Raw genomic sequence first — 24,306 nt, forward strand, 5'->3', positions numbered from 1 at the left:
TGAACACCAGGGGCAGACGCCTCTGGTATGGGCGTCTTTGCATCGTTGCCTGTCTGTCTGATTAAGTAAAAAGTCCTATAGTGAGGTGTGCACCGTTTGTTTATGTATCATAAACGGGGTATTTATAGTGATATCAGCGTTAATCAAACAGGTACTGAGGTTTGCCCGTAGCCATGCGTCCTTTCCTGACAAAATTAAGAGTCTGGCTTCCACCACCTCTCATCCTGTTATTATTCCTCATCGCGGATGCGTTGACGGCGATACCGCGTTTCACATTTGGCGCGGTGACTATCGTGATAAGTGCATTGTTGGCTAGCGTCAGTCTGGCGATGATACTGCATACCGCGTGGCAGATGCGGAAGAAACGTACGACGCTAAACCCGCTGCATGCAGAGAAATCGACCACGCTTGTTACTGGCGGATGTTACGCCTTGAGCCGCAATCCAATCTATCTTGGAATGAGTGGACTTCAGTTAGCTTTTGCTCTTTACGTCGGTAGCTTGATTGGAATATTGGCTGGACCGCTGTTTATGCTGGTGGTTGCCAGATTACATATTGATTTTGAAGAGGAACAACTACGAAAACATTTCGGGCCGGAATGGATACGCTATGAGCAGCGTGTTCGCCGCTGGTTATAGAATTCCCTTGCCGCGTACCAGGAAGCCTGTGACGACACGATTTGTGCGTAATTGAATGCGGATGATGCAAAAATAGGCGTTTGATTCGCAAGGCCATTGACGCACAGTCCGGTTAGTTTTAACCTTCTACCCCGTGTTCACATTCATGGGCACGTCCTTATCAGGGCCGATATAGCTCAGTTGGTAGAGCAGCGCATTCGTAATGCGAAGGTCGTAGGTTCGACTCCTATTATCGGCACCATTTCAAACTCTTCCCAGGTCTACCGAAATCAACGCAAACCCCGTTTACTGCGGTTTTCAGCGCGCATATTATCTTCCGGGTAACCTGCACCACGTTCTCCGCATCGCCATTCTTGGTTGGTAGTTCAGAGCCCGTTAATCAGGCCTCGTCGAAATGGCTGATAATATCGAGCGGCCCTGTGCCAGGGCCGATTCGTTTACTGAGCAGATTCAGCAGGATGTAAATGCAATACGCTTTAAGCCCTCTACCGCTTTTTCGAGGTAGGCGCGTGGACATCCCATGTTCAGGCGGATAAAACCATTTCCAGCAGGACCAAAGCCATTTCCCATTGAAGGCGCAATACCGGCAACATCAAGCATTACCCATTTGAGCTGCTCATCATCCAGTCCAAGCGCTTTGCAATCTATCCACAGTAGATACGTTGCCTGGGAAGGAACAACCCGAGCCCATGGGAGATATTCATCAATTTGTTGAATAAACCAGCGTCGATTTTCAGCCAGATAGCCAAGTAACTCGTCTAACCATGGCGCACCATGTTGCCATGCTGCCGTACTCGCTTCGACGGATAGCGCATTGAATACATCCAGTCCATGCGCATCCAGACGGCGTAAAAAGTGTTCACGCAATGCCGGTGCCGGTATCAGAAAATTAGCAATACGCAATGTCGACAAACCAAACGTTTTACTGGCTGAAGTAGCTGAAATTACACGCGAATGCCAGCGTTCTCCCAGATGCAGAACTGAAGTGAATTGTTCTCCAGGAAGCAATAAATCTGCCCATATCTCATCAGACAGCAACGTCACATCATAGGTCTCGCATAGCGTAAGTAGCTGTTCCAGCTCTGGTGCAGTCCAACAACGACCGGTTGGATTATGCGGATTACATAAAATCATCAACGGCGGACGTTCAGTCCGGAATAACATTTCCAGGTGAGCAAAATCCATTTGATAACCGGTAGCCGGGTCCTCATTCAACGGATTTTCCAGCAGCTGTCTGCCGTTCAGAGAGATAATTTTTGCGAATGAACCATAATAAGGCCCCTGAACGACCACGCCTTCACCGAGTTGACTCAGCATTTGTACGAGTAGCGATAATCCCGGAACAACACCTTCAATACTGCAGATCCACTCTTGCTTGATTTCCAGCTGATGCCGGGTTGAGAACCATGAAATTAATGAATCAAAGTAGCTTTGTGGTCGTTCGCTGTAACCAAAAATACCGTGCCCTACGCGGTGAGTTAAAGCCTCCTGAACAGCGGGCGGGCAAGTAAAGTCAAAATCAGACACCCACATTGGCAACAGTTGATGTGTATCCTCGCCGAAATATCGCGCCATAAAGTCCCATTTCAGCGAGGCGGTATCGTGGCGATCGATAATCTTATTAAAATCCATTACATGCTCTCCCTATTCTGTTGCCGTGATATTTTTTTCTGTTTCTGCCACTGAAGGCGCCTCCGCAATACCGATTCCCGTGAAACCGTAAATCAAGGCGAAGAAGATTGCGGCATAGCACTGAATCGCCCATGGCAATAAATCCAGCGTGCTCACTCCTAATGTCGTGGCCATATAAACTCCGGCAGCTGTCCACGGCAACAACGGCTCAATAACGGTGCCAGCGTCTTCAATGGTGCGGGACAGATTTTTGGTATCCAGTCCCATACGACGGTATGCGTTTTTAAACAGTTCAGCTGGAACCAGAAGAGCCAGCTTGCCGTCGCTTGTGGCTCCGGTCACCAGAAGGGTGGTACCAATGGTTGCCGCAATTAACTGACCGACACTGTGAATGACCGTCAGTAAGCGGTTAATGATAATGTTGAGCGCGCCGGTTAACGTTAAGGCACCGGCAAAAGAGAATGCGCAAAATACCAGAAGGATAGTGCTCATCATTGAGAACATTCCGCCGCGGTTCAGCAGGCGCGGAACATCAGCAATAATGCCCTCACTCCCTTGCGGGAACATAGTAATGTTGAATCCATCTATAAAGGCATCCAGTCCCTGCTTGATGCTGAGTCCTTGCATGACAACGCCCAGAATCAGGGCTAATACGCATGCACTCAGCATTAAAGGAATGACCGGCTTTTTACGAATCGCGCCCCACAACACAATAACCGGTGGCAAAATCAGAATGATATTGAAGTGGTATAGCGACTCCAGAGCGCTGACAATATCGGTAACCCGTTGCGGCGTGGCGACCTCGCCCAGCATATTGCTGTGGCCGGCAATAAGATAAACCACGGCGGCAAGCAGAAAGCTGGGAATAGTGGTCCACAATAAGTGCTGGATATGCTCGAAAAGGGTGGTATCTGCAACAATGGCCGCAAAGTTGGTGGAGTCTGACAGTGGCGATATCTTGTCACCGAAGTAAGCGCCAGAAACAACGGCACCTGCCGCTGCTGCCATCGAAACATCCAGTCCGGCGGCAACGCCCATCAATGCTACGCCAACCGTTCCGGCGGAACCCCAGGAGGTTCCGGTACACACCGATACGACGCTGGTCAAAAAGAAGGCGGCGATAAGAATGTATTCGGGGCTGATGAGTTTAAGTCCCCAGTACACCATGTAAGGGATGGTGCCGCTGAACATCCATGTACCAATCAGGCCGCCGACACAGATAAGAATCATGATCACCGGCATTGCTTTGGCGAGTTTATCAACTACCGAATTAATGATGTCTTCCCAGCAATACCCTTGCCACCAGGCCATGCCCGCGGCGACTGCAGCAGAACATAGCAACAAGGGCTCAATACGTAGCCCCATGATGCCGTAGCCAATAATTAGCAGCAGTAGCATGGCTAAAATAGGGATCACTGCCAGTCCAAATGAGAGTGTTTTTTTCTGATTTTGAGAGGCATTCATTCATGAATCTCCAGTCTGTAAGGTCGCTCAAGAGTAGAGAACACCCTTTTGCCTGACTGTGATCGCTCATTGGCCCTCATGTAAGCGATTACATGAAGACGTTAAACTTGAAGTCGGTCACAATTCAGGGGCTTGACGATTTACGCATTGATTTCAGAGAGAGGGGGGAAGAACAGAATCGCGGATCACTAAATCCGCAGTGAAACTATTCACGCTGGGACGCTGAGTTGCGCCCTTAAAAAGCTGTATCGCCAGCTGCGAAGCGCTGCGAGCCATGCGCTCAACGGGATAATGCATTGTTGTCAGTGCGGGGTAGAGATAGCGGGCCATCACCACATCATCAAATCCAACGATCGAAAGCTGCTGCGGAAGTGTAATTCCCTGCTGATGGAGGATGCGCATAATCCCGGCGGCCATTACATCATTAAACGTCACCGCTGCGGTGAAAGGAATGCCGCAATTAAGCAGCTGGTGTGCAGCGCGTTCGCCACCCTCTTCATTGAAAGGCACGCTAATCACCCAGTTTTTATCTGGCGTAATGCCATATTCAGCCAGCGCCTGGCGATAACCTTCCAGCCGCTCACGGCGATCGATAATCGGTAAATCACTTGTCACGCAGGCAATACAACGGTGCCCCTGTTCCAGGAGATGTAGCGTGGCTGTTTTAGCTGCTTGACTATTTTCCAGCCACACGCAGCGGTTGGCCATCCCGGCAATATAGCGGTTCACGACCACCATGGCAGGAAAATGAGCGGCATATCTCAACAGTTCCTTTTCAGAAAGCCTACTGGCATGGACCACAATAGCTTCACAGCCCTGGTTTATCAGAAAATCGAGTCCTGATTTTTCCATTCCTTCATCGTGGCCACCGCTGCATACCATCAGCCGAAATTGCTGCTGGCGTGATACTTCTTCCACGCCTCGGGCAAGCCTGGCAAAAAAGGGATCGGCAAGGTTGCCGGTCAATAACCCGAGCATGTCACCGCTGCGTTTCGCTAATGCAATTGCGGCGGCATTGCGATGATAGTTCAGTTCGCGCATGGCTTTTTCAACACGCTCACGCGTCACGGGTTCAACCCATGCGGTTTGATTAATAACACGTGAAACTGTTGCGGTGGACACTCCCGCTAACTCTGCAACATCCTTTATCGTTGCCATGCTGGCTCTTTACCTTTTTGATTCTTAAGAATTTGCTTATCGCTGGTTTTTTTCCTTATCTTATTCAGGTTGGGGGGATTTGTCACCGAGACATCCTCTGAGTATATCTACTCAGAGGTTTATTTTTAGTACTGAATAATTAAATACTATCCTGAGTATTATTATCCTTACATTTGATATTCGATCATCCCGCTCTTTTTGGCCACCCAGTCATACAGTCGTTGTCCGCGGAGATTGGTTTCATGCGTATGCCAGTATAATCTTGACGCGTGGTGTTTTTTGGCTTGTTGTTGGACATACTCGATAAGCTGTTTACCGATATGTTGGCCACGTACCTCTTCGCTAACAAATAAATCTTCGAGATAGCAATAGTTGGATTCTGCCCATGTTGAACGGTGAAAGAGATAATGCACCAGTCCCACTATTTTTCCATCATATTTGGCAACAGCACAATAAACAGGTTCGCTCGGGGTAAGGAAACGCTCCCACGTTAATTTTGTTACTTTATCTGAAATTTTAGTGCGATAAAATGTTTGATAGTTTATCCATAAAGGAAGCCAGCTGGCGTAGTCTTTTTGTTCTGCACATTCAATAGTAACGGTATTCATGTTAGTCATATATATCCTGATATTTTATACGAGTAATGTGTTAGTATGATGATACTAAGAACTTTATAAATTCTCGTAAAGAGACACTTTCGATATATTGATAGGATCCACTTTTAGTATAAAGGTTAATACAATGAAGAAAAACAATGCGCCTTTATTTCAAGGATTTGTTTTAGGAAAAGGCGCGGTTAAGGAGCAGGTTTACCACATCCTCCGCGATCACATCCTCGAAGGGCGATTGCCGCCAGGAACAAAAATGCCGTCAACCAGGGCATTGTCCGAGATGATGTCAATTTCACGAAACTCAGCGATCGCCGGTTATGACAGGCTATTAGATGAAGGGTATATCCTGACCCGTAAAGGGTCTGGAACATATGTCTCACATAATATTCCGGATCGGAGTATCAGCAATAGCTATCCAAAGATGGCGTCGGGGGACGTCGTCTCGCCTGATGAACAGGTTCACAGCCGAAATAATCCTGTTCGCGATTTGTGGTCAAATGAGTATGAAGGGCGCGGCATGAACCGCCTATTTGCGGTTGGTGTCGGGTGTACGGATCTCTTTCCGCATGCGTTATGGGGAAAGCTACTGCAACGTGTCTGGAGACAATCCCGGCATCAACTGGGGGCTCACACTCATCCTTGCGGGTACCTTCCTTTGAGAAAAGCGGTTTGCCGCTACATTAAAACAACGCGTGGAGTGAACTGTAACGAAGATCAGATAATCATCGTAAATGGTATTCAACAGGCATTGAACATTACTGCACGAGCATTGCTGTCGGCAGGAAGTGACGTTTGGCTGGACGACCCGGGTTACAAAGGCGCTCGCGGAGCCTTCATGTCAGTTGGCGCGATGGTGAGGCCGGTACCGGTAGATAGCGAGGGAATGAACGTCCGCTATGGTATTGATCATTTTCCTGACGCTAAGCTGGCCTATGTCGTCCCGTCGGATCAATATCCATTAAGTGGAACGTTAAGTTTATCCCGGCGTTTTGAGTTGCTGGAATGGGCGAAGTCGAATCAGGCATGGATATTTGAAGATGACTATAATAGCGAGTTCCGTTATGCCGACCGTTCTTTACAAGCTCTGCAAGGATTAGATCAGAATCAACGCGTAATCTAAGCCGGAACATTTTCTAAAATGATGTACCCGGAATTTCGTTTAGGTTTTTTAGTTGTCCCGCCGGTTTTACAAGAACAGATTATGGTGACGAAATATTTTTCCGATCTTGGCACCAGTTATCTTGAGCAGGCTGTGATGGCGAGTTTTATAGAGGATGGTCACTATGCCAGTCATGTGCGCCGAATTCGTAAGGCATGCTATGAAAGAAGAACTGCGCTGGTGAATGCTATTCAAGAATACCTGGCTGATAAAATGATTGTGCAGCCTTCTGACTCTGGCGTCCATATTGTGTGCTGGCTACAAAACGGATTAACCGGAAATGAAGTTGAGGAGCAAGCCAGATTACTAGGGATGGGAATACTATCACTAAGTCGTTATTACCAAAGCGATGTCTCACGACAGGGGATTTTGATTGGTTTTGCAAATCATCCGGTAGAGGCAATTGTTGATGGGATTCGCCGTTTGGCTCAGGTTATTTAAATTATAATTTATTCCGCTATTAGCATTAATGCAGTAAATACGTTTCTTTCGCTACGTGTAAAAATGCAGAGCCTGCTTTTTGTACAATTAAATAGTGTGGATCCGTTAAAAACACGCATTGTGGTTCTTTTGGGCCGCTCAGTTTGATCATACCCTGCGCTGGTTTAGTTCTGTTTTGTAAGGGGTACAGATATGCCGGGCGTCTTTAATCAATTCCAACAACCCGTAGGTATGACTTTGTCTGACTGGAAAGGCGCACCCTTTCCACAGGCTCAGCAAATTACAGGTCGCTATTGTAAGCTTGAACGCATTAACGCCAAACGCCATGCAAAAGAGTTGTATGAAGCGTACTGCGAAGCAAGCGATTGTCGTGACTGGACATATCTGGCGGTCGGACCTTTTGAAACTTTTGATGCCTTCCAGGTTTATTTAAAAAAGGCGGAAGAACAGACAGATCCGATGCATTTTGCCGTGATCGATTTAACCAGTATGAAACCTGTTGGTACGTTTGCTCTTATGCGGATTGATCCCGCAAATGGCGTGATCGAGGTTGGCCATGTTTCCTACTCCGTACGCATGAAACGTTCGCGAATCTCAACGGAAGTCATCTCATTACTTTTAAAGTACGTTTTTGAGGATCTGGGCTATCGCCGTTTTGAATGGAAATGCGATGCCCTTAACGCCCCTTCTCGTGGGGCGGCAGAGCGTTTTGGCTTCAGTTTTGAAGGCATATTTCGTCAGGCAATCGTTACCCGTGGGCGAAATCGCGATACCGCATGGTACTCAATCATCGACGGAGAGTACCCAACACTCCGTCCTGCCTACGATTTGTGGCTTGATGAGCGTAATTTCGATAACCAGGGACGGCAGATAAAGCGCCTTGGAGAGCTGATGGAAAGGGGATAAAAAAGCTCCCCGAATAAACCGGGGAGCCAGAAAGCGTAGCGTACGCGCAGAATTATTTCTGCCGCGACTCCAGCCAGACCAGCGCCAGCGTGGAGAGTGCGCACATCAGCAGAATGCCGACAAACCAAAACAGATACCACATCGTACGGTCCTCCCTAGTAAAGTTCGTGATTGTGGCGGCGGATCGTTTCTACATTGATTCGTCCCAGCATTTTGTAATAACTCCACACGGTATAAAGCAGAACGATCGGTAGAAAAATCAGCACAATAACCAGCATGATACTGAGCGTCATCTGGCTGGAGGTACTGTCCCACACCGTCAGGCTGGAGAGCGGATACGCGCTTGAAGGCATCACAAACGGAAACAGGGTGATTCCGGCGGTGAAGATCACGCAGGCCTGGGTCAGTGAAGCGCACAAAAATCCCCATACGGCCCGACGTTGCCCGCAGGCATAGATCGCGAGCATCGGGAAAATCATGCCAAGCAGCGGAATAATTAACAGCAGTGGTGACTGATAAAAGTGCGCCATCCACGCGCCCGGTGAGGTAGTTACCATTTTTAATAGCGGGTTGGAGGGACCATTAGGATCCTGGCTAAGCAACACATAGCCGTCGATCCCCGTCCATAGCCAGTAACCGGCTAACAGAAAGCAGAGCACGACCAGCATCGCGCTGCGACGGGTAGTAGAAAGCGCGCGTTGATGAAGAATGCCGTCGGTCTTCAACTGGAGCCACACGCCCCCTTGCAGAATAACCAGCATCAGGCTTAATGCGCCGCACAGCAGGGCAAAGGGTGAGAGTAACTGCCAGAAGGTGCCCAGGTATTGCACATGAAGCTGTGGTGTGAAGATAAAAGGCACGCCCAAGAACAGGTTGCCAAACGCGACGCCGAAGATAACAGGAGGGACCAGGCTGCCAATAACCAACCCGGCGTCCCACATGACGCGCCAGCGTGCATTAGCAATTTTACCGCGATAATCAAAGGCCAACGGGCGAAAGAAAAGGGCGCACAGCACCAGGATCATCGCCACATAAAACCCCGAAAATGCGGCGGCATAGACCCGCGGCCAGGCCGCGAATAATGCACCGCCCGCCAGAATGAGCCACACCTGGTTACCTTCCCAGTGCGCCCCGACGCTATTGATTAACACCCGACGCTCATCATCGTTACGCGCGATCAGCGGCAACAGGCAGCCGACCCCCATATCAAACCCGTCAGTGACCATAAAGGCCACCAGAATGATGCCAATCAGCAGCCACCAAATGAGCCGCAACGTTTCATAATCCAACATGATTGTCTCCTTTATCCCTGTTGTTGCGCTGGTTGCTGGTTTTGCATTGCATCTGGGCCAAGGCGCGCGTATTTCTGCATCAGGTAGACCTCAGCAATTAAAAACAGGGTGTAAAGCGTGAGAATTAGCCCCATCGAGAAGGCCAGCTGACCTGCGCTTAACGCGGAGTGGGCGTACCAGGTCGGCAAAATATCCTGAATCGCCCACGGCTGACGGCCAAACTCCGTCATAAACCAGCCCGCTTCGATGGCAATCCACGGGAGCGGCAGGCTCCACAGCGTCATGCGCAGTACCCAGCGATGCTGGTCGATACGCCAGCGTAAGGTCTGTATCAACGCAATCGCCATCACCAGTAGCAGCAGCGAACCGCATGCAATCATAATGCGAAAGCTCCAGAACACGGGGGCCACTTGCGGAATGGCGCCGCGTTGCGCGGCCTGATATTGCGCTGGTGTAACGTGGTTCATATCAGGCGCGTAGTTCGCCAGCAGGATGCCGTAACCCAGATCTTTCTCCATAGCGTGAAAAGCGTTCAGTACCTGAGGCGTGCGGTTACCTTTGGCAATTTCCTGCATCAGTAACCACGCCTCCCGGCCTCGCTGCAGGCGGGGGAGCGCGTCCGCCATCAGGTTTTTCAGCCCCGGAACCGGCGTATCTAAAGAGTGGGTCGCCAGAATACCCAGCAGGGCCGGTATCTTCACCGCGAAGGCGTTACGTTCTTGCTCCTGCTGCGGCCAGGCGATGACATGAAAGGGCGCGGGGGCCGGTTCGGTTTGCCATTCGCCCTCCATTGCCGCCAGTTTTACCGGCTGGAGCTGGGCGACCTCATAGGCTGAGCTATCACCCAGTTGTAGCGTGCCGAGGATAGCCAGCGTGCCAAAGACGGAACCCACCGCGAAGGAGCGCCGGGCGAACTCGCGATTGCGACCACGCAGCAAATACCAGGCGCTAATAGACATCACAAACATGGCACCTGTGACATAACCGGACATCACGGTATGCACAAATTTCACCTGGCTGACGGGGTTAAAGACCAGCTCGCTAAAGCTGCTCATCTCCATGCGCAGGGTATCAATATTAAAGTGAGCGCCTGTTGGATATTGCATCCAGCCGTTGGCGTTGAGGATCCACAGGGCTGAGATGTTAGAGCCAAACGCGACCAGCCAGGTTACCAGTAAATGCTGATACTTGTTTAAGCGCTGCCAGCCGAAGAAGAACAGCCCCACGAAGGTGGATTCAAGAAAGAAGGCCATCAAGGCTTCCATCGCCAGCGGGGCACCGAAAATATCACCCACATAGTTGGAATAGAGCGACCAGTTAGTACCGAACTGAAACTCCATGGTCAGGCCGGTTGCCACGCCGAGCGCAAAGTTAATACCGAATAGCTTTCCCCAGAAACGCGTCATGTCGCGGTAGACTGTTTTGCCGGTCACCACGAACAGGGTTTCCATGATGGCCAGCAAAAAAATCAGCCCCAGCGTCAGGGGAACAAACAGAAAATGGTACAGCGCGGTCAGCGCAAACTGCCAGCGCGATAGGTCAATGACGTCCCACATGCTAACTCCATCAGGCATTAGAGAGTGAATAGGTAAGGAAGAAAACGCCAGACCCGCAGTAGAAAAGTACGCGGGTCTAAAGAGGGGGATCAGGCAGGCGGGCCGGATCCCAGCCAGCCGCAGACTTCATCCAGGCGCTCGAGCGAGTCGAGCAGATCTTCCGGTGCGGCCAACACCAGTTCCGGCAACGGACAGATCTCATAACTCTCAAGCAGAAGCCCTTTCAGGGTATCCAGACAGCGAACATGCCAGACATGGCGCAGCGCCGTGGCGTCGATTTGGCTCTCGCCGTAGCCGATGGTGCGGATTTGAATGTGCCCTTCGCCGCACAGGCGGGCAAGGAACAGGCGATCCGCGTCGCTAATCGGCAGTTGGGTGAGGTTAATGCTATGGGGTTGCGCTGCCGGATCGCGCACGTGCGCCAGCAGTTCCTGGGCCAGCGTCAGGCCATTCATCAACCCATCTATAGGCGGAGGCAGCAGGCTATCGTCCGGCAGCGTATTGATTGTTGCCGCCTGCCACAGCGCCCGTGGTGCGCTGCCTGCTTCCAGATGTTCCTGCCATTGCCCCTTGTTATTCTGACTACGCACCCGCCAGATACCGCAGAAAATCGACTCCTGAATCTCGCTCGCCCTGCCGTCAGCATGCTGAATGCGCACGGAAACTTCGCCTTCGCCAAGTAGCGTATTCAGAAAGGTGAGATCGTCTGCATTGAGCGCGGATAAATCCCATCCCAGTACGTCCTGTTTAGCGGGAATTCTCTGGGTGAGCTGGTGGCGCACATCGGCTAACAATGCCATCACCGCCGGGCTGTGCGGGCAGTTTTCCAGTGTTGCCATGCTGGGGTCGCTGTTGACCTGGCAGGTGAGGGGCAAGGGGTTCATGCTGAAGCTGTCATCACCCGGCTGCGTTCCTGGCCCCAGCAGATGAAAAAAGGAATCGCTCATCATGCAGACTCCGGCGGTATACGTTCTTCAACGAAGGGACGCATCAGGTTGAGCAGGTCGGCCCACGGGTGGATACCGCTGAGAATGCCGCGCAGCTCACCCTGGGTAAACACCAGGGTAGCCGGAAAACGGAACACGCCAAAGCGATCGCCGATCGCCTCGCTGTGTTCAAGATCCGCCATGGCGATGTGCCAGTCAAACTGGGGAAACTCGCGGAGCAACTCGGCAATCATGACCGGGTTATCGCTGACTTCCGGTGTACGGCGAGGATCGCTACTGAGCAGGACCACGCCATCACGCACGCGGGTTATCCAGTCATCCAGTTCAGATGCGCTCAGCGGTTGCCAGCCCCTGGCCAGCATTCGCTGCCATAGCGCAGAAAACGGTTGGTCATTCAACATGTTAATTATCTCTCCAGCGTTACGCGATACTGGCGAATACGCACGCCTTCATAGTTTTCCATCGACAGACATTCATAGTTCAGGCAACGTGTTTCATCGCTTGTTTGTGGCGCAATGCCCCACGCGGCCAGTTGCGTAAGCGCGGCCTGTTCTGCCGCCGGGAGCTGAGCGCGCGCGATGTCGGTCAGGCTGCCGCCATAGTCGTCCAGCTGTACCGGCTGTAGTCCCACCAGAGCGATGTGCGTGGGGAGATGGCCGCGAATATCCGCCAGAGCCAGCACTTCAGAGAAGCTGTTCTGATGCAGACTCATTTTTTTGGCGCTGAGGTAGCTCGGGACTTTGTCTCCGGCGTAAGTTTGCAGGGTGCCTGGTGCGAGCCCGTAGTCGATGGCGTCAAGCAGCAGCAAATGGCTGGCCTGCTCAACGTAGCCCAGCAGATTCAGTCCCTGCGTGCCGCCGTCAACAATCTCTACCGATTCTGGCCAGTGATAATGGGCGTACAGGCGCTCAGCGAGGCGAATACCAAACCCTTCATCTGCCCACAGCAGGTTGCCTAAGCCCATCACGATGACGTTAGGTTCGCTCATGACGCCTCCTTATCGTGCTGGCCTTTGGGAAATTTATGGCTACGAAAGCCGTTAATCATGGTTGAGATGACGGTCTCGTCAGACATGATGTCCTCACGAATCGCCATATACACATGGCCTACGATGAAGGCGGCGATGAACCACATCCCTAACCGATGCCAGCTGTGGATATCGAGAGAGTTTCCGCCGGTCCAGTAGAAAAACTCCGTCACATAGCGGAAAGGGGTAAAAATGGCGTACTGGCTATGTTCGCTGTATAAGGCAAAACCGGTGAGGATCATAAAAACGGAAAGCAGGAAATAACCGCACATCGCCGCCTGCGCGATGGGGTTATGACCGATATCATCTCCCGGTTTTTTTTCCAGAAACAGATACCAACGCACCACAGAATACGCACCCTGCCACCAGCTGCGCCGCCAGACCGGCACGATAAACAGTTCGCGTGAATAGCGGTTACCGACGAAGGCCCAGTAAATGCGCATCAGCAGTATCACCGTGAATACCATGGCGGCGGCGAAATGCACCAGCCGGATGTCGCCCATGTAGAACAGATAAGTGGCCTCACCGCTGACCGACGGCAGCGGTCGGCCAATGAAGTATCCGGTCACCATCAACACCAACATGCAGCCCACTGTCAGCCAGTGCCACAAGCGTACTGGCGCTTCAAACACATAGTGGCTGGTGGCGGTATCACGCGCCTCCCCGACGCGTGGGGATGTTTTTCCAGTCATCGTTCCGTTCCTTAACGCTTAGCGAACCTGGACGGCGATAAGTTCGCTGCCGTCGTCGCCGAGTACGTGGGTTGAACATGCCAGGCAGGGGTCGAAGCTGTGCAAGGTGCGCAGGATCTCCAGCGGTTGATCCGGTATCGCCATTTGGGTGCCCATCAGCGCCGCCTCGTAAGCGCCAATTTGTCCCTTTGGATCGCGCGGGCTGGCATTCCAGGTGGTCGGCACCACGCATTGATACAGGTCGATCTTCTGGTCGCGAATCGATGCCCAGTGGCCTAATGCTCCGCGCGGCGCTTCGGTAAAACCGATCCCGCGACAGTGCTGCGGCCAGCTTTCAGGCTCCCACTTTTCGGTATTTGCGGTAGCCAGATTGCCGTTTTTCAGGTTGGTCATCAGCTTGTCGAAGAAATATTGCAACTTGCTCGCGGCCCACTGCGCTTCGTGCGCGCGACACAGAATACGTCCCAGCGTTGATTGCATACCCGATAGCGGCAGCTTGAGAGCGGACATCATGCGATCCACGGATTCAATCGTGGCGGCATCCCCTTTGTGATAGGCAATCAGCGTACGCGCCAACGGCCCAACTTCCATAGCGTGTCCCCGCCAGCGCGGGGCTTTAATCCACGAATAGCGTTCCCGTTCGTTGAGCTGCTTGATATCGGTATCGCTGCCTTTGACATCGCCCGGGTTATACCAGGGTTCAGTAATCCCTTCGAACGGATGACGGCCTAATTGATCGTCCGGATAACGATACCAGGCATGATCGACAAACTCCTGAATTTGCTGCTGATCGTCCAGGTCCACCGGCATGACATTGTTAAAATCACCGTTAATCACCGCGCCGCCAGGCATCAACAGACTCTTGTCGCTGAAGTCGTTGGCGATATCCGGGAACGCGCCGTAGCTTAAAACGCACTTATCAGAAAGCCCGGTGCCAATCTGGCTCCAGGGTTTATTGAACTGGCCGATAGCCAGCGCGTCAGGCACCATGACGTTGTTGATGAAGTCGGCGGTGCGGGTGATGATCGACTGCACCAGGTTCAGGCGTTCCATATCGACTGCGCCTACCGCGCCGCTCTGATCGATATTGATAGCGCACGGCATCCCGCCGACAATCCAGTTCGGATGCGGATTCTTACCGCCAAACACCGTATGGATTTTGATGATCTCGCGCTGAAAATCGAGCGCTTCCAGATAGTGGGCAAAGCCCATCAGGTTGGCCTCTGGCGACAGCTTGTACTGCGGATGTCCCCAATAACCGTTGCGGAAAATCCCCAACTGACCGCCTTCGACAAATTTCTTCAGGCGATTTTGAACGTCAAAGAAGTAGCCTGGAGAAGACATCGGCCAGGCTGAAAGGCTTTGTGCCAACTGCGATGTGGCGCGCGGGTCTGCTTTCAGGGCATTCAGCACGTCAATCCAGTCCATTCCGGCTAACTGGTAAAAGTGCACCAGATGGTCGTGGCACCACAGCGTCGCCAGCATAATATTGCGAATGATGTTGGCGTTGTCGGGCACCTTGATGCCAATAGCATCTTCAATGGCATAGACCGAAGCGAGCGCATGTACGCCGGTGCACACTCCGCAAATTCGTTCGACAAATGCCCAGGCATCGCGCGGGTCGCGCCCCTGTAGAATGATCTCCAGCCCGCGGAACATGGTGCCGCAGGAAACCGCGTTGGTGATGATGTTCTGCTCATTAATGTTCACTTCACAACGCATATGGCCTTCAATGCGCGTGATGGGGTCGACAACCAGGCGGCGACCGGCATTATTGACCGTATATCCCTGGGTTTGATACGAATTGCTCATGCCTGTTTATCCTTATTGTCTGGAGACTGTTGTCCGGCGTCGGCTAGTTGCTGTTTGTGGCGGTGGTGTTGATTGACGGCGCTGGCGACTGCGTGAACACCGACACCGGCCGCCACGACGCCTAGCGCGGTGAGGCCCACGGTATCGGCGGTTGAATGCGTTCCCATCTGTGGAATATCGACCACGCGGCTGTAGAACGAACCGCGATCCCAGAAGCCGTTTTCCGAACATCCCAGGCAACCGTGGCCGGACTGGATGGGGAAGGAAACGCCACCATTCCAGCGGGTGGTGGAACAGGCGTTATAGGTGGTTGGCCCTTTGCAGCCCATTTTGTACAGGCAATAGCCTTGGCGGGCGGCGTCATCGTCCCAACTCTCAACGAACTCCCCGGCGTCAAAGTGGGCGCGGCGGTAGCATTTGTCGTGGATACGCTGACCATAGAACATCAGCGGACGACCCAGACGGTCGAGTTCAGGCAACCTTCCAAACGTCACCAGGTAGGTAATGATGGCGCTCATGACATCCGGAATCGGCGGGCAGCCGGGCACTTTCACGATCGGCTTATCGGTGATCACCTTATCGATTGGTGTCGCCTGGGTGGGGTTAGGCCGGGCAGCCTGCACGCAGCCCCAGGAGGCGCAGGTTCCCCAGGCGATAATCGCGCTGGCACCTGCCGCGGCTCTTTTTAGCTTTTCAATAAAAGGACGCCCGCTGCTGATGCAAAACATCCCTTGCTCGCCCAGTGGAGGATTACCTTCGACTGCCAGAATATATCGGCCGTGGTAGCGGCTCAGAATGTCTTCAAATACCTCTTCGGCCTGCGTTCCGGCGGCGGCCATCAGCGTGTCGTCGTAATCGAGGGAAATCAGGGAGAGGATGACGTCTTTGGCAAGTGGGTGAGAGGAGCGGATAAATGATTCGGTGCAGCAGGTGCATTCCAGCCCGTGGATCCAGACTACCGGGATCCGGGGTTTGTTCTCCAGCGCCCATGCAATTCTGGGCGTCATTCCGGCTCCCAACCCCAGCGATGTAGCGGCGAGGCTACAATATTTGAGAAAACTGCGTCTGCTTACGCCTTTGCGACGCATCGCCTGATAAAAGGTCTCCTCGTTATTCGTATTCATAACACGCGTTTCTTCCCCCGTTGAGTTCTGGCGCATGCCGCCAGCGATATCTAAAAAAGCGTATCCGATCGGAAGGGAGAAACAATGCAAAGAGTGTGGTTATGTCCTATTGCGGTATTTTCGTACCTGTTATCTGTTTTTCGCTTTCCAGGAATAAAAAAACGCACAGGGGGGACCGCCCTGTGCGTCGGGTTTATCGCGGAAGAACTTAAACCCCAAGGCGATCGCGTAAGCTGTAATATGCCGCCCCCATGGCGGTAAACGGAATGCGCAGGCTGCGGCCTCCCGGGAACGGGTAGTGCGGCAGTTTGGCGAACGCGTCAAAGCGCTCGGCATCCCCACGCAGCAGTTCGGAAATCAGGCGTCCTGCAAGGTGAGTACAGGTCACGCCGTGGCCGCTGTAGCCCTGCATATAGTAGATGTTGGTATCAAGACGGCCGAACTGCGGCATGCGAGACAGCGTTAACAGGAAATTACCGGTCCAGCGGAAATCAATTTTTACCCCCTGTAATTGCGGGAAGGTCTTCAGCAGTTTCGGCATCACCAGACGCTCAATATCATCCGGATCGCGAGCGCCATAGACTACACCGCCGCCGTACAGCAGGCGGTTATCGCCGGTCAGACGGTAGTAATCGAGCAGGTAGTTACAATCTTCCACGCAGTAGTTTTTCGGGATTAGCGAGCGCGCCATCTCCGCCGACAGCGGTTCGGTGGTTAATACCTGCGTGCCGCACGGCATACTGCTTTTTGCCAGCGCAGGCTCCAGTTTGTCTCCGAGGTAGGCGTTGCCCGCGACGATCACAAAGCGGGCTGTCACCTGACCTTTTTCAGTGCTGATCACTGCAGGGCTGGTGTGCTGAATACGGGTGACTGGCGACTGTTCGTAGACGCGTCCGCCGTTCAGACGAATGGCGTTAGCTTCGCCAATCGCCAGGTTCAGCGGGTGAATATGACCACCGCTGTGGTCGAGCAGCGCGCCGACATAACGATCGCTGCTGACTTCGCGACGAATTTCACTGCTGTCTAACAGTTCAAGCTGCGTGTTGCCGTAGCGTTCCCAGTTCGACTTCTGCTCTTCCAGCGTTTCCATCTGTTTGTGGTTCAGCGCTACAAACAGCCCGCCGGGACGATAATCGCATTCGATCTGATAACGCTTGATGCGTTCGCGGATGATATTGCCGCCTTCAAACATCATTCCACCGAGCATTTTAGCGGCGTCCGGGCCATAGGTACGTTCGATAACGTCGATATCGCGACTGTAGGAGTTCACCAACTGACCGCCGTTACGTCCGCTGGCCCCGAAACCAATACGCGCGGATTCCAGTAGCACCACGTCGTAACCCATTTCCGCTAAATGCAGGGCGGAGGAGAGTCCGGTATAACCACCGCCCACCACGCAAACATCACAGCTAACCGATTCGCTAAGGGTCGGAAACGGTTCGTACTGATTGGCGCTTGCGGCGTAATAACTGCTGGTATGTTCAGTCATGATTAAGACTCCAGGGAGATCCAGATGGTTTTCAGTTCGCTAAATTTTTCCAGCGCATGCAGGGATTTATCGCGTCCGTTACCGCTTTGCTTATAACCGCCGAACGGCACGGTCATATCACCGTCGTTGTAGTTATTCACGAAGACTGAGCCGGCTTTCAGGAGACGGCTCATACGGTGGGCGCGCGATAAATCACGGGTCCAGACTGCGGCGCCGAGGCCGTAGTCACTGTCGTTGGCTAACGCCAGGGCTTCGGCTTCACTGCTAAAACGGGTGACGACTAGTACCGGGCCGAAGATTTCATCGCGGCTGACGTGGGCCTGCGGTGCGGTATCGACAAAAATAGTCGGACCGATAGCGGCCGGATGTACGTGGCTGCGGCCATCCAGCGCCAACGTGCCTTGCGCTTCACCGTCGCGAATAAAACCGTGCACGGTGTCGGCATGCGCATTGTCGATAAGCGTGCCCATCGTGGTTTCCGGATCCAACGGGTTGCCGGGCTGCCAGTTTTTCGCCTGTTCTTTCAGCAGGGCGATGAACTCGTCGGCAATGCTCTCTTCCAGCAGCAGACGCGTACCGGCGATACAAACCTGGCCCTGGTTATAGAAGATACCTGCCGCTGCATTAGCGGCGGCTTTCGGCAGATCCGGGCAGTCGGCAAACACGATGTTGGCACTTTTACCTCCGGCCTCCAGCCAGACGCGTTTCATGTTGCTGTCGCCAGCATCTTTGAGCAGTTGCTTGCCGGTACGGGTCGAGCCGGTAAAGGTGATCACATCAACATCCGGATGCTGTGACAACGCCTGGCCCGCTTCGTGACCATACCCGCTAACAACGCTGAGAACGCCATCGGGCAAACCTGCTTTTTTAGCCAGAGCAGCCAGGCGAATGGCGGTCAGCGGTGATTTTTCGGAAGGCTTGAGGATCACGCTGTTGCCCGCCGCCAGTGCCGGGCCGAGTTTCCAGCAGGCCAGCAGCAGGGGAAAATTCCACGGTACTATGGCCGCAATCACGCCCACCGGTTCGCGCACAATCAGTGCCAGATCGTTCACCGAGGTGGTGGCAACTTCGCCATAGACTTTATCTATAGCTTCGGCGTACCAGCGGATGGCGCGTGCCGCGCCGGGAATATCATCACGCAGGCTATGGCGAATCGGTTTACCGGTATCGAGCGTTTCCAGTAGCGCCAGCTCCTCGTGATGCTGCTCCATTAAATCCGCTAGCTTGTGCAGTACCGCCTTGCGCTCTGCGGGTGAGGCTTGCGACCAGTCTCCGCGTTCAAAGACGGTACGGGCTGCGGTGACCGCGCGGTCCACATCCGCTTTTTTACCGCGGGCGACTTTAGCCAGAGGACGTTGTCCTGCCGGATCCAGCGTAATAAAGGTTTCGTTATCGGCGGCGGCACAATATTCGCCGTTAATAAATAAACGGGTCTCTGGTGAATAATGGCTGGCTTTCTCACGCCAATATTTAAGATTCTGAAAGTTCATAGCTACTCCTTTTATATCAATAAGATAAAGTTCGTTGCTGATCTTTTTCAGGCAAAATCAGGCTGCACGATGCCCCAGGGATGTACCCTGTTAATGCGCGTTATTTAAGAAGGCCTGAGAAACTCAGGCCGCTACTTATTAGAAAGTGGTGGGAGTGTGGGCACTGATGATGCGGCAGATCCCTGCCGAGGTGTTGCTGAAACTGTGTGGTATGCCAGTGTTAATGGCATAGCTTTGTCCTGCAACAAGAGGATACGTTTGACCGTTGATGGTCAGTATCACTTCACCTTCCAGTATTGTGCCAATCTCTTCACCCTGGTGTTTAATTCTCTCCCCGGTTGTCGTACCTGGCTGATAGGTTTCAAACATCATTGCCAGCGTACGATTCGGATTTCCGTTGTGTACCAGCTTCATGGATACTCCCTGACTCCCGATCTCAATCAAATCATCCTGATTGATAACCACCTGCGGTTCGTCAGGCTTTTCCGGTTCCGCGAAGAACTCGGAGAGCGACAGCCCATATACTTTCAATAGCTTTTGCAGCGTACTGATGGCAGGACTGACTTTATCCTGCTCTATGGTGCTGATGGCGCTATGCGTTAACCCAGACAGTTCGGCGGCACGACGCTGCGAAAGACCCAATTGCTGGCGGATCTCTGACAAACGTTTACCCGGCGCCAGGCCGTCATCGCTCATAATTGCATTTCCTTAACTGTAGTGGTCAGAGTCGCTGTTTTTCAGCGAGGTGGTTCTGACAAGCGGTGATAAAACCTTCAAGTAACAAACGCGACAGGGCGTATTCGCTACTGTTCCATTCCGGGTGCCACTGCACGCCGAGCGCGAAAGGATGGTCATGGACGCTGGCAGCTTCCACTAATCCATCCTGCGAGCGTGCTTCCACGCGCAGCTGCGGGCCAAGGGTTTTTGCGCCCTGACCATGCAAGGAGTTGACCCAAAACGTGCTGCAACCTGGTATTAACTGAGATAGCAATCCTCCCTGTTGAACCTGGACTTCATGAGATGGTGCATATTGCTGCTCCACCGGGAGTTCCGCATCTTCACGATGTTCCAGGAACTGTGGATGATCGCACAGGCGACGATACAGAGTCCCGCCAGTGGCGACAACTAATTCCTGTAAGCCCCGGCAGATGGCGAAAATGGGAATGCGCCTTTCGAGCCCGGCGGTAATTAGCGCCATGCTCAGAAGATCACGCCCGGGATCGGCGTCAGACTCATCGCCATTTTCACCATAGAGGTGCGGCTGCACATTGCTTGGGCTTCCTGGCAGGAAGATACCGTCCAGTTTCGGTAACAGCGCGTTCAACAATTCTGGTTCCGCAAGCGCATGGGGAAGCGCTATCGGTAATCCACCGGCATTTAATACCGCATTCAGGTACTTTTCTTGCAGAGTCTGGGTCTGGTGACCCTTAAGCCTGTTCCTACACATCACTACACCAATAACTGGCTTGTCAAATATATTGCCCATGATCGACCTCACGTTTTGGAATAAATTATTGCCAAACGGTTCCTTGTTGTGCCATTCCGTTCATTATTTTCTCAATCTAGCAGCGGAATAACCTTCTAGCAAACTTAATTTAACATTTGACAAACAATTTGTTTGCATCCAGAGTCGAATGGTGGACATTATATTTAACAGTCAAATCACAGAACAGCTTACCAGGCCAACGGCGGTGAATCATGGAAACCAATATCGTAGAAGTTGAGAATTTTGTTCAGCATTCTGAAGAGAGACGAAGTAGCGCGTTTGCGCGCGAAGTTAAGCAGTATCTGGAACGCTATCCTAATACGCAGTATGTGGATGTGTTGTTAACCGACCTTAATGGCTGTTTTCGCGGTAAACGCCTTCCCGTTGCGGGATTGCATAAGTTAGAGAAAGGCTGCTATTTCCCGGCATCCGTTTTCGCGATGGATATTCTGGGCAATGTGGTCGAAGAGGCGGGATTAGGCCAGGAGCTTGGCGAACCGGATCGGACCTGTGTACCCGTGGCAGGTACGTTAACCCCTTCGGCTGCCGATCCGGAATTTATTGCGCAGATGATGCTGACGATGCTGGATGAAGATGGCGCTCCCTTTGACGTTGAGCCGCGGAACGTACTAAACCGACTCTGGCAGAAACTTCGCCAGCGCGGTCTGTTCCCCGTAGTAGCGGTAGAGCTGGAGTTCTATTTACTCGATCGTAAGCGCGATCCCGAAGGTTATCTGCAGCCGCCATGCGCGCCGGGAACGGACGATCGTAATACCCAAAGTCAGGTTTATTCGGTTGATAACCTGAACCATTTTGCTGATGTGCTGAACGATATCGATGAACTGGCCCGTTTGCAGCTGATCCCGGCTGACGGCGCGGTGGCTGAAGCCTCCCCTGGGCAGTTTGAAATCAACCTCTACCATACCGACAACGTGCTCGACGCCTGCGACGACGCACTGGCGCTGAAACGTCTGGTACGGCTGGTGGCAGAGAAACATAAGATGCATGCCACGTTTATGGCAAAGCCTTATGAGGAGCATGCCGGTAGCGGGATGCATATCCACATCAGCGTCATGAATAACAAAGGTGAGAACGTTCTGGCTGATGCGAATGGCGATGATTCCGCGTTATTAAAGCGTGCGCTTGCCGGGATGATTGATCTGATGCCCGCGTCAATGGCGCTGCTGGCGCCGAATGTGAACTCCTATCGCCGCTTCCAGCCGGGGATGTATGTTCCGACTCAGGCTTCCTGGGGGCATAACAATCGTACGGTGGCGCTGCGTATTCCCTGCGGTGACCGTGATAACCATCGGGTTGAATATCGCGTAGCGGGGGCCGATGCCAACCCGTATCTGGTGATGTCGACCATCCTGGCAGGGATCCTTCACGGTCTGGATAACGAACTGCCATTACAAGAAGAAGTGGAGGGCAACGGTCTGGAGCAGGAAGGGCTGCCGTTCCCGATTCGCCAGAGCGATGCACTGTGGGAGTTCATGCAAAATGACAGTCTGCGTGAACTATTGGGTGAGCGGTTTAGCCATGTGTATCACGCCTGTAAAAACGATGAGCTTATCCAGTTTGAACGTCTGATAACCGACACTGAAATTGAGTGGATGCTGAAAAACGCCTGACCGTTGTACAGGTCATTGAAAAAGAAGTCGCATCATGCGGGCTGAGCGGAGCCAGCCCGTAAAAATTGCAGGAATACCTGCCATTTCCCGGATGTCGCGTAATGGAGCGCGGGCGACAACGGGTCTTCAGATAACCGACAGAGTTTGTGACGAGGAAATGTGATGATGCCAATGTTTAAAAACCCGCCCCGCGTGAGTATTCATGGCTCCCGCAGTAAATACGGACCGCATCTGTGCCGTACCACATTGACGCCTTTTTTATGCCATTCCTCCCCGACACGACCCAGGTCTGCTGTACCCACGTTTCGAACGCAGATCTGGGCTCGCAGCGGGGAGGAAAGCTATGTCGACTAATTCTTCTGCTGATCATTCTGCCCAGCCGGGCAAAGCACAGCTGCGTAAATCCCTCAAGCTGTGGCAGGTGGTGGTGATGGGGCTGGCCTATCTCACGCCGATGACGGTGTTTGACACCTTTGGCATTGTTTCGGGTATCAGCAATGGCCATGTTCCGGCCTCTTATCTGCTGGCCCTGGCGGGAGTACTGTTTACCGCCATCAGTTATGGGAAGCTGGTGCGCCAGTTTCCACAGGCCGGCTCGGCCTATACCTACGCGCAAAAAGCGATTAATCCGCATGTCGGGTTTATGGTCGGCTGGTCGTCACTGCTTGACTACCTTTTCCTGCCGATGATTAACGTACTCTTGGCGAAAATTTACCTTTCCGCGCTGTTCCCGGGGGTTGCGCCATGGATTTGGGTGGTGATGTTCGTCGCGATCCTCACCGCGGCCAATCTGAAAAGCGTTAATCTGGTAGCGAACTTCAATGCGCTGTTTGTACTGGTGCAGGTGGCGATCATCGTGGTGTTCATTTTCCTCGTGGTGCAGGGGCTGCACAAAGGGGAAGGGGTTGGGACCGTCTGGTCGCTGCAACCGTTTATCAGCCAGAATGCGCATTTGATCCCGATTATCACCGGGGCGACCATTGTCTGCTTCTCGTTTCTCGGCTTTGACGCGGTGACGACTCTATCTGAAGAGACGCCGGATGCTGCGCGCACCATTCCGAAAGCTATTTTTCTTACCGCGCTGTACGGTGGGCTGATCTTCATTGCCGCCTCGTTCTTTATGCAACTGTTTTTCCCGGACATTAGCCGATTCAAAGACCCGGATGCGGCGCTGCCGGAGATTGCGCTGTACGTCGGCGGCAAGCTGTTCCAGTCTATTTTCCTGTGTACCACCTTTGTAAATACGCTGGCTTCAGGTCTGGCGTCGCATGCCAGCGTTTCGCGTCTGCTGTACGTGATGGGCCGCGATAACGTCTTCCCGGAGAAGTACTTTGGTTATGTCCATCCCAAATGGCGTACTCCCGCGTTGAACGTCATCATGGTTGGGATTGTGGCGCTGTCGGCCCTGTTTTTTGACCTGGTGACTGCCACGGCGTTGATTAACTTTGGTGCGCTGGTGGCCTTTACGTTCGTTAATCTCTCCGTGTTTAACCACTTCTGGCGTCGTGAAGGACGTAAGCATACCTGGCAGGAGAAGCTGCACTATCTGGTATTGCCAATGGTCGGTGCCGCCACGGTTGCCGTACTGTGGGTGAATCTGGAGGTGACATCGCTGACGCTGGGACTGGTATGGGCCGGGTTAGGGCTGGTGTATCTTGCCTGGCTGACCGGACGTTTTCGCAAACCGCCGCCGCAGTTTGACGCCGCGAAATCTGAGCGCGCCTGGGAGTGATGGAAGCTGAATAGGCCGT

General features: G+C 52.8%; 21 protein-coding genes, 1 tRNA gene and 1 pseudogene. 6 read left to right on the forward strand and 17 right to left on the reverse strand.

All coding sequences use genetic code 11. From position 1 onward, the window contains the following. Positions 1–173 precede the first annotated feature (173 nt). Both OGX89_RS17255 and OGX89_RS17260 read left to right on the forward strand, forming a co-directional pair. Complete coding sequence (locus OGX89_RS17255; RefSeq protein ID WP_126957814.1) at positions 174–638, forward strand: methyltransferase family protein; 465 nt, start codon at positions 174–176, stop codon at positions 636–638. Between the two features lie 165 nt (positions 639–803). Continuing rightward, positions 804–879 (forward strand) — tRNA-Thr (locus tag OGX89_RS17260). A 209-nt stretch (positions 880–1,088) separates the two neighbouring features. Here OGX89_RS17260 and OGX89_RS17265 read toward each other — a convergent pair. From OGX89_RS17265 to OGX89_RS17280, 4 genes are all read right to left on the reverse strand, one after another. Then, positions 1,089–2,270, reverse strand: coding sequence for a MalY/PatB family protein (locus tag OGX89_RS17265; protein WP_279892010.1), 1,182 nt, complete (start codon positions 2,268–2,270; stop codon positions 1,089–1,091). 12 nt (positions 2,271–2,282) lie between these two features. Then, positions 2,283–3,734, reverse strand: coding sequence for a Na+/H+ antiporter NhaC (gene nhaC / locus OGX89_RS17270; RefSeq protein WP_286560841.1), 1,452 nt, complete (start codon positions 3,732–3,734; stop codon positions 2,283–2,285). Between the two features lie 153 nt (positions 3,735–3,887). Beyond that, entirely contained in the window at positions 3,888–4,892 is a 1,005-nt protein-coding gene (locus tag OGX89_RS17275; RefSeq protein ID WP_164563075.1) for a LacI family DNA-binding transcriptional regulator, read from the reverse strand. 167 nt (positions 4,893–5,059) lie between these two features. Continuing rightward, positions 5,060–5,509, reverse strand: a complete 450-nt coding sequence (locus OGX89_RS17280; protein ID WP_279892002.1) for a GNAT family N-acetyltransferase — start codon at positions 5,507–5,509, stop codon at positions 5,060–5,062. Between the two features lie 124 nt (positions 5,510–5,633). Between OGX89_RS17280 and pdxR the strand changes: the two are divergent. Further along, positions 5,634–7,103: pseudogene (pdxR, locus tag OGX89_RS17285) on the forward strand (MocR-like pyridoxine biosynthesis transcription factor PdxR). Positions 7,104–7,295: 192 nt separating this feature from the next. Continuing rightward, positions 7,296–8,009: a GNAT family N-acetyltransferase gene (locus tag OGX89_RS17290; RefSeq protein WP_191221789.1), complete on the forward strand. Its 714-nt coding sequence runs from the start codon at positions 7,296–7,298 to the stop codon at positions 8,007–8,009. Between the two features lie 52 nt (positions 8,010–8,061). On the opposite strand, the gene cbdX is transcribed toward OGX89_RS17290, so the two are convergent. From cbdX to puuD, 13 genes are all read right to left on the reverse strand, one after another. Next, entirely contained in the window at positions 8,062–8,151 is a 90-nt protein-coding gene (cbdX, locus tag OGX89_RS17295; RefSeq protein WP_003830863.1) for a cytochrome bd-II oxidase subunit CbdX, read from the reverse strand. 13 nt (positions 8,152–8,164) lie between these two features. Beyond that, positions 8,165–9,301 carry a cytochrome d ubiquinol oxidase subunit II gene (gene appB / locus OGX89_RS17300; RefSeq protein WP_279891996.1) on the reverse strand — a complete coding sequence of 379 codons (1,137 nt, stop codon included), beginning with the start codon at positions 9,299–9,301 and terminating at the stop codon, positions 8,165–8,167. 11 nt (positions 9,302–9,312) lie between these two features. After that, positions 9,313–10,857 carry a cytochrome bd-II oxidase subunit 1 gene (gene appC, locus OGX89_RS17305; protein ID WP_218667618.1) on the reverse strand — a complete coding sequence of 515 codons (1,545 nt, stop codon included), beginning with the start codon at positions 10,855–10,857 and terminating at the stop codon, positions 9,313–9,315. A gap of 89 nt (positions 10,858–10,946) precedes the next feature. After that, the gene (locus tag OGX89_RS17310) at positions 10,947–11,804 is read right to left on the reverse strand and encodes a hydrogenase expression/formation protein (protein ID WP_032934532.1); all 858 of its coding nucleotides are present in this window, start codon (positions 11,802–11,804) and stop codon (positions 10,947–10,949) included. Next, the gene (gene hyaE, locus OGX89_RS17315; protein ID WP_279891991.1) at positions 11,804–12,205 is read right to left on the reverse strand and encodes a hydrogenase-1 operon protein HyaE; all 402 of its coding nucleotides are present in this window, start codon (positions 12,203–12,205) and stop codon (positions 11,804–11,806) included. The genes OGX89_RS17310 and hyaE overlap by 1 nt, the downstream gene beginning before the upstream one ends. Before the next feature lie 5 nt (positions 12,206–12,210). Next, complete coding sequence (hyaD, locus tag OGX89_RS17320) at positions 12,211–12,792, reverse strand: hydrogenase 1 maturation protease (protein WP_279891989.1); 582 nt, start codon at positions 12,790–12,792, stop codon at positions 12,211–12,213. After that, positions 12,789–13,523 (reverse strand): Ni/Fe-hydrogenase b-type cytochrome subunit, encoded by a 735-nt coding sequence (gene hyaC, locus OGX89_RS17325; RefSeq protein ID WP_032942451.1) that lies wholly within the window; start codon positions 13,521–13,523, stop codon positions 12,789–12,791. Before hyaC ends, hyaD begins: the two co-directional genes overlap by 4 nt. 18 nt (positions 13,524–13,541) lie before the next feature. Continuing rightward, positions 13,542–15,335: a Ni/Fe-hydrogenase large subunit gene (hyaB, locus tag OGX89_RS17330; RefSeq protein WP_279891986.1), complete on the reverse strand. Its 1,794-nt coding sequence runs from the start codon at positions 15,333–15,335 to the stop codon at positions 13,542–13,544. Further along, positions 15,332–16,459, reverse strand: coding sequence for a hydrogenase 1 small subunit (gene hyaA / locus OGX89_RS17335; protein WP_032934533.1), 1,128 nt, complete (start codon positions 16,457–16,459; stop codon positions 15,332–15,334). The genes hyaB and hyaA overlap by 4 nt, the downstream gene beginning before the upstream one ends. A 208-nt stretch (positions 16,460–16,667) precedes the next feature. After that, entirely contained in the window at positions 16,668–17,948 is a 1,281-nt protein-coding gene (locus OGX89_RS17340; RefSeq protein WP_003830874.1) for an NAD(P)/FAD-dependent oxidoreductase, read from the reverse strand. A gap of 2 nt (positions 17,949–17,950) precedes the next feature. Beyond that, entirely contained in the window at positions 17,951–19,438 is a 1,488-nt protein-coding gene (gene puuC, locus OGX89_RS17345; protein ID WP_279891981.1) for an aldehyde dehydrogenase PuuC, read from the reverse strand. A 138-nt stretch (positions 19,439–19,576) separates the two neighbouring features. Continuing rightward, positions 19,577–20,134: an HTH-type transcriptional regulator PuuR gene (gene puuR / locus OGX89_RS17350; protein ID WP_003830877.1), complete on the reverse strand. Its 558-nt coding sequence runs from the start codon at positions 20,132–20,134 to the stop codon at positions 19,577–19,579. 25 nt (positions 20,135–20,159) lie between these two features. Beyond that, positions 20,160–20,924, reverse strand: coding sequence for a gamma-glutamyl-gamma-aminobutyrate hydrolase (gene puuD, locus OGX89_RS17355; protein ID WP_003830878.1), 765 nt, complete (start codon positions 20,922–20,924; stop codon positions 20,160–20,162). Positions 20,925–21,136: 212 nt separating this feature from the next. Between puuD and OGX89_RS17360 the strand changes: the two genes are divergently transcribed. Then, positions 21,137–22,555 (forward strand): glutamine synthetase family protein, encoded by a 1,419-nt coding sequence (locus OGX89_RS17360; RefSeq protein WP_003830879.1) that lies wholly within the window; start codon positions 21,137–21,139, stop codon positions 22,553–22,555. Between the two features lie 343 nt (positions 22,556–22,898). Next, positions 22,899–24,287: an APC family permease gene (locus tag OGX89_RS17365; protein ID WP_003830880.1), complete on the forward strand. Its 1,389-nt coding sequence runs from the start codon at positions 22,899–22,901 to the stop codon at positions 24,285–24,287. Positions 24,288–24,306 lie beyond the last annotated feature (19 nt).

Origin of the sequence: Citrobacter sp. Cpo103 (assembly GCF_030332605.1) — a bacterium.
In the GTDB taxonomy this organism is placed as follows: Bacteria; Pseudomonadota; Gammaproteobacteria; order Enterobacterales; family Enterobacteriaceae; genus Citrobacter; species Citrobacter portucalensis.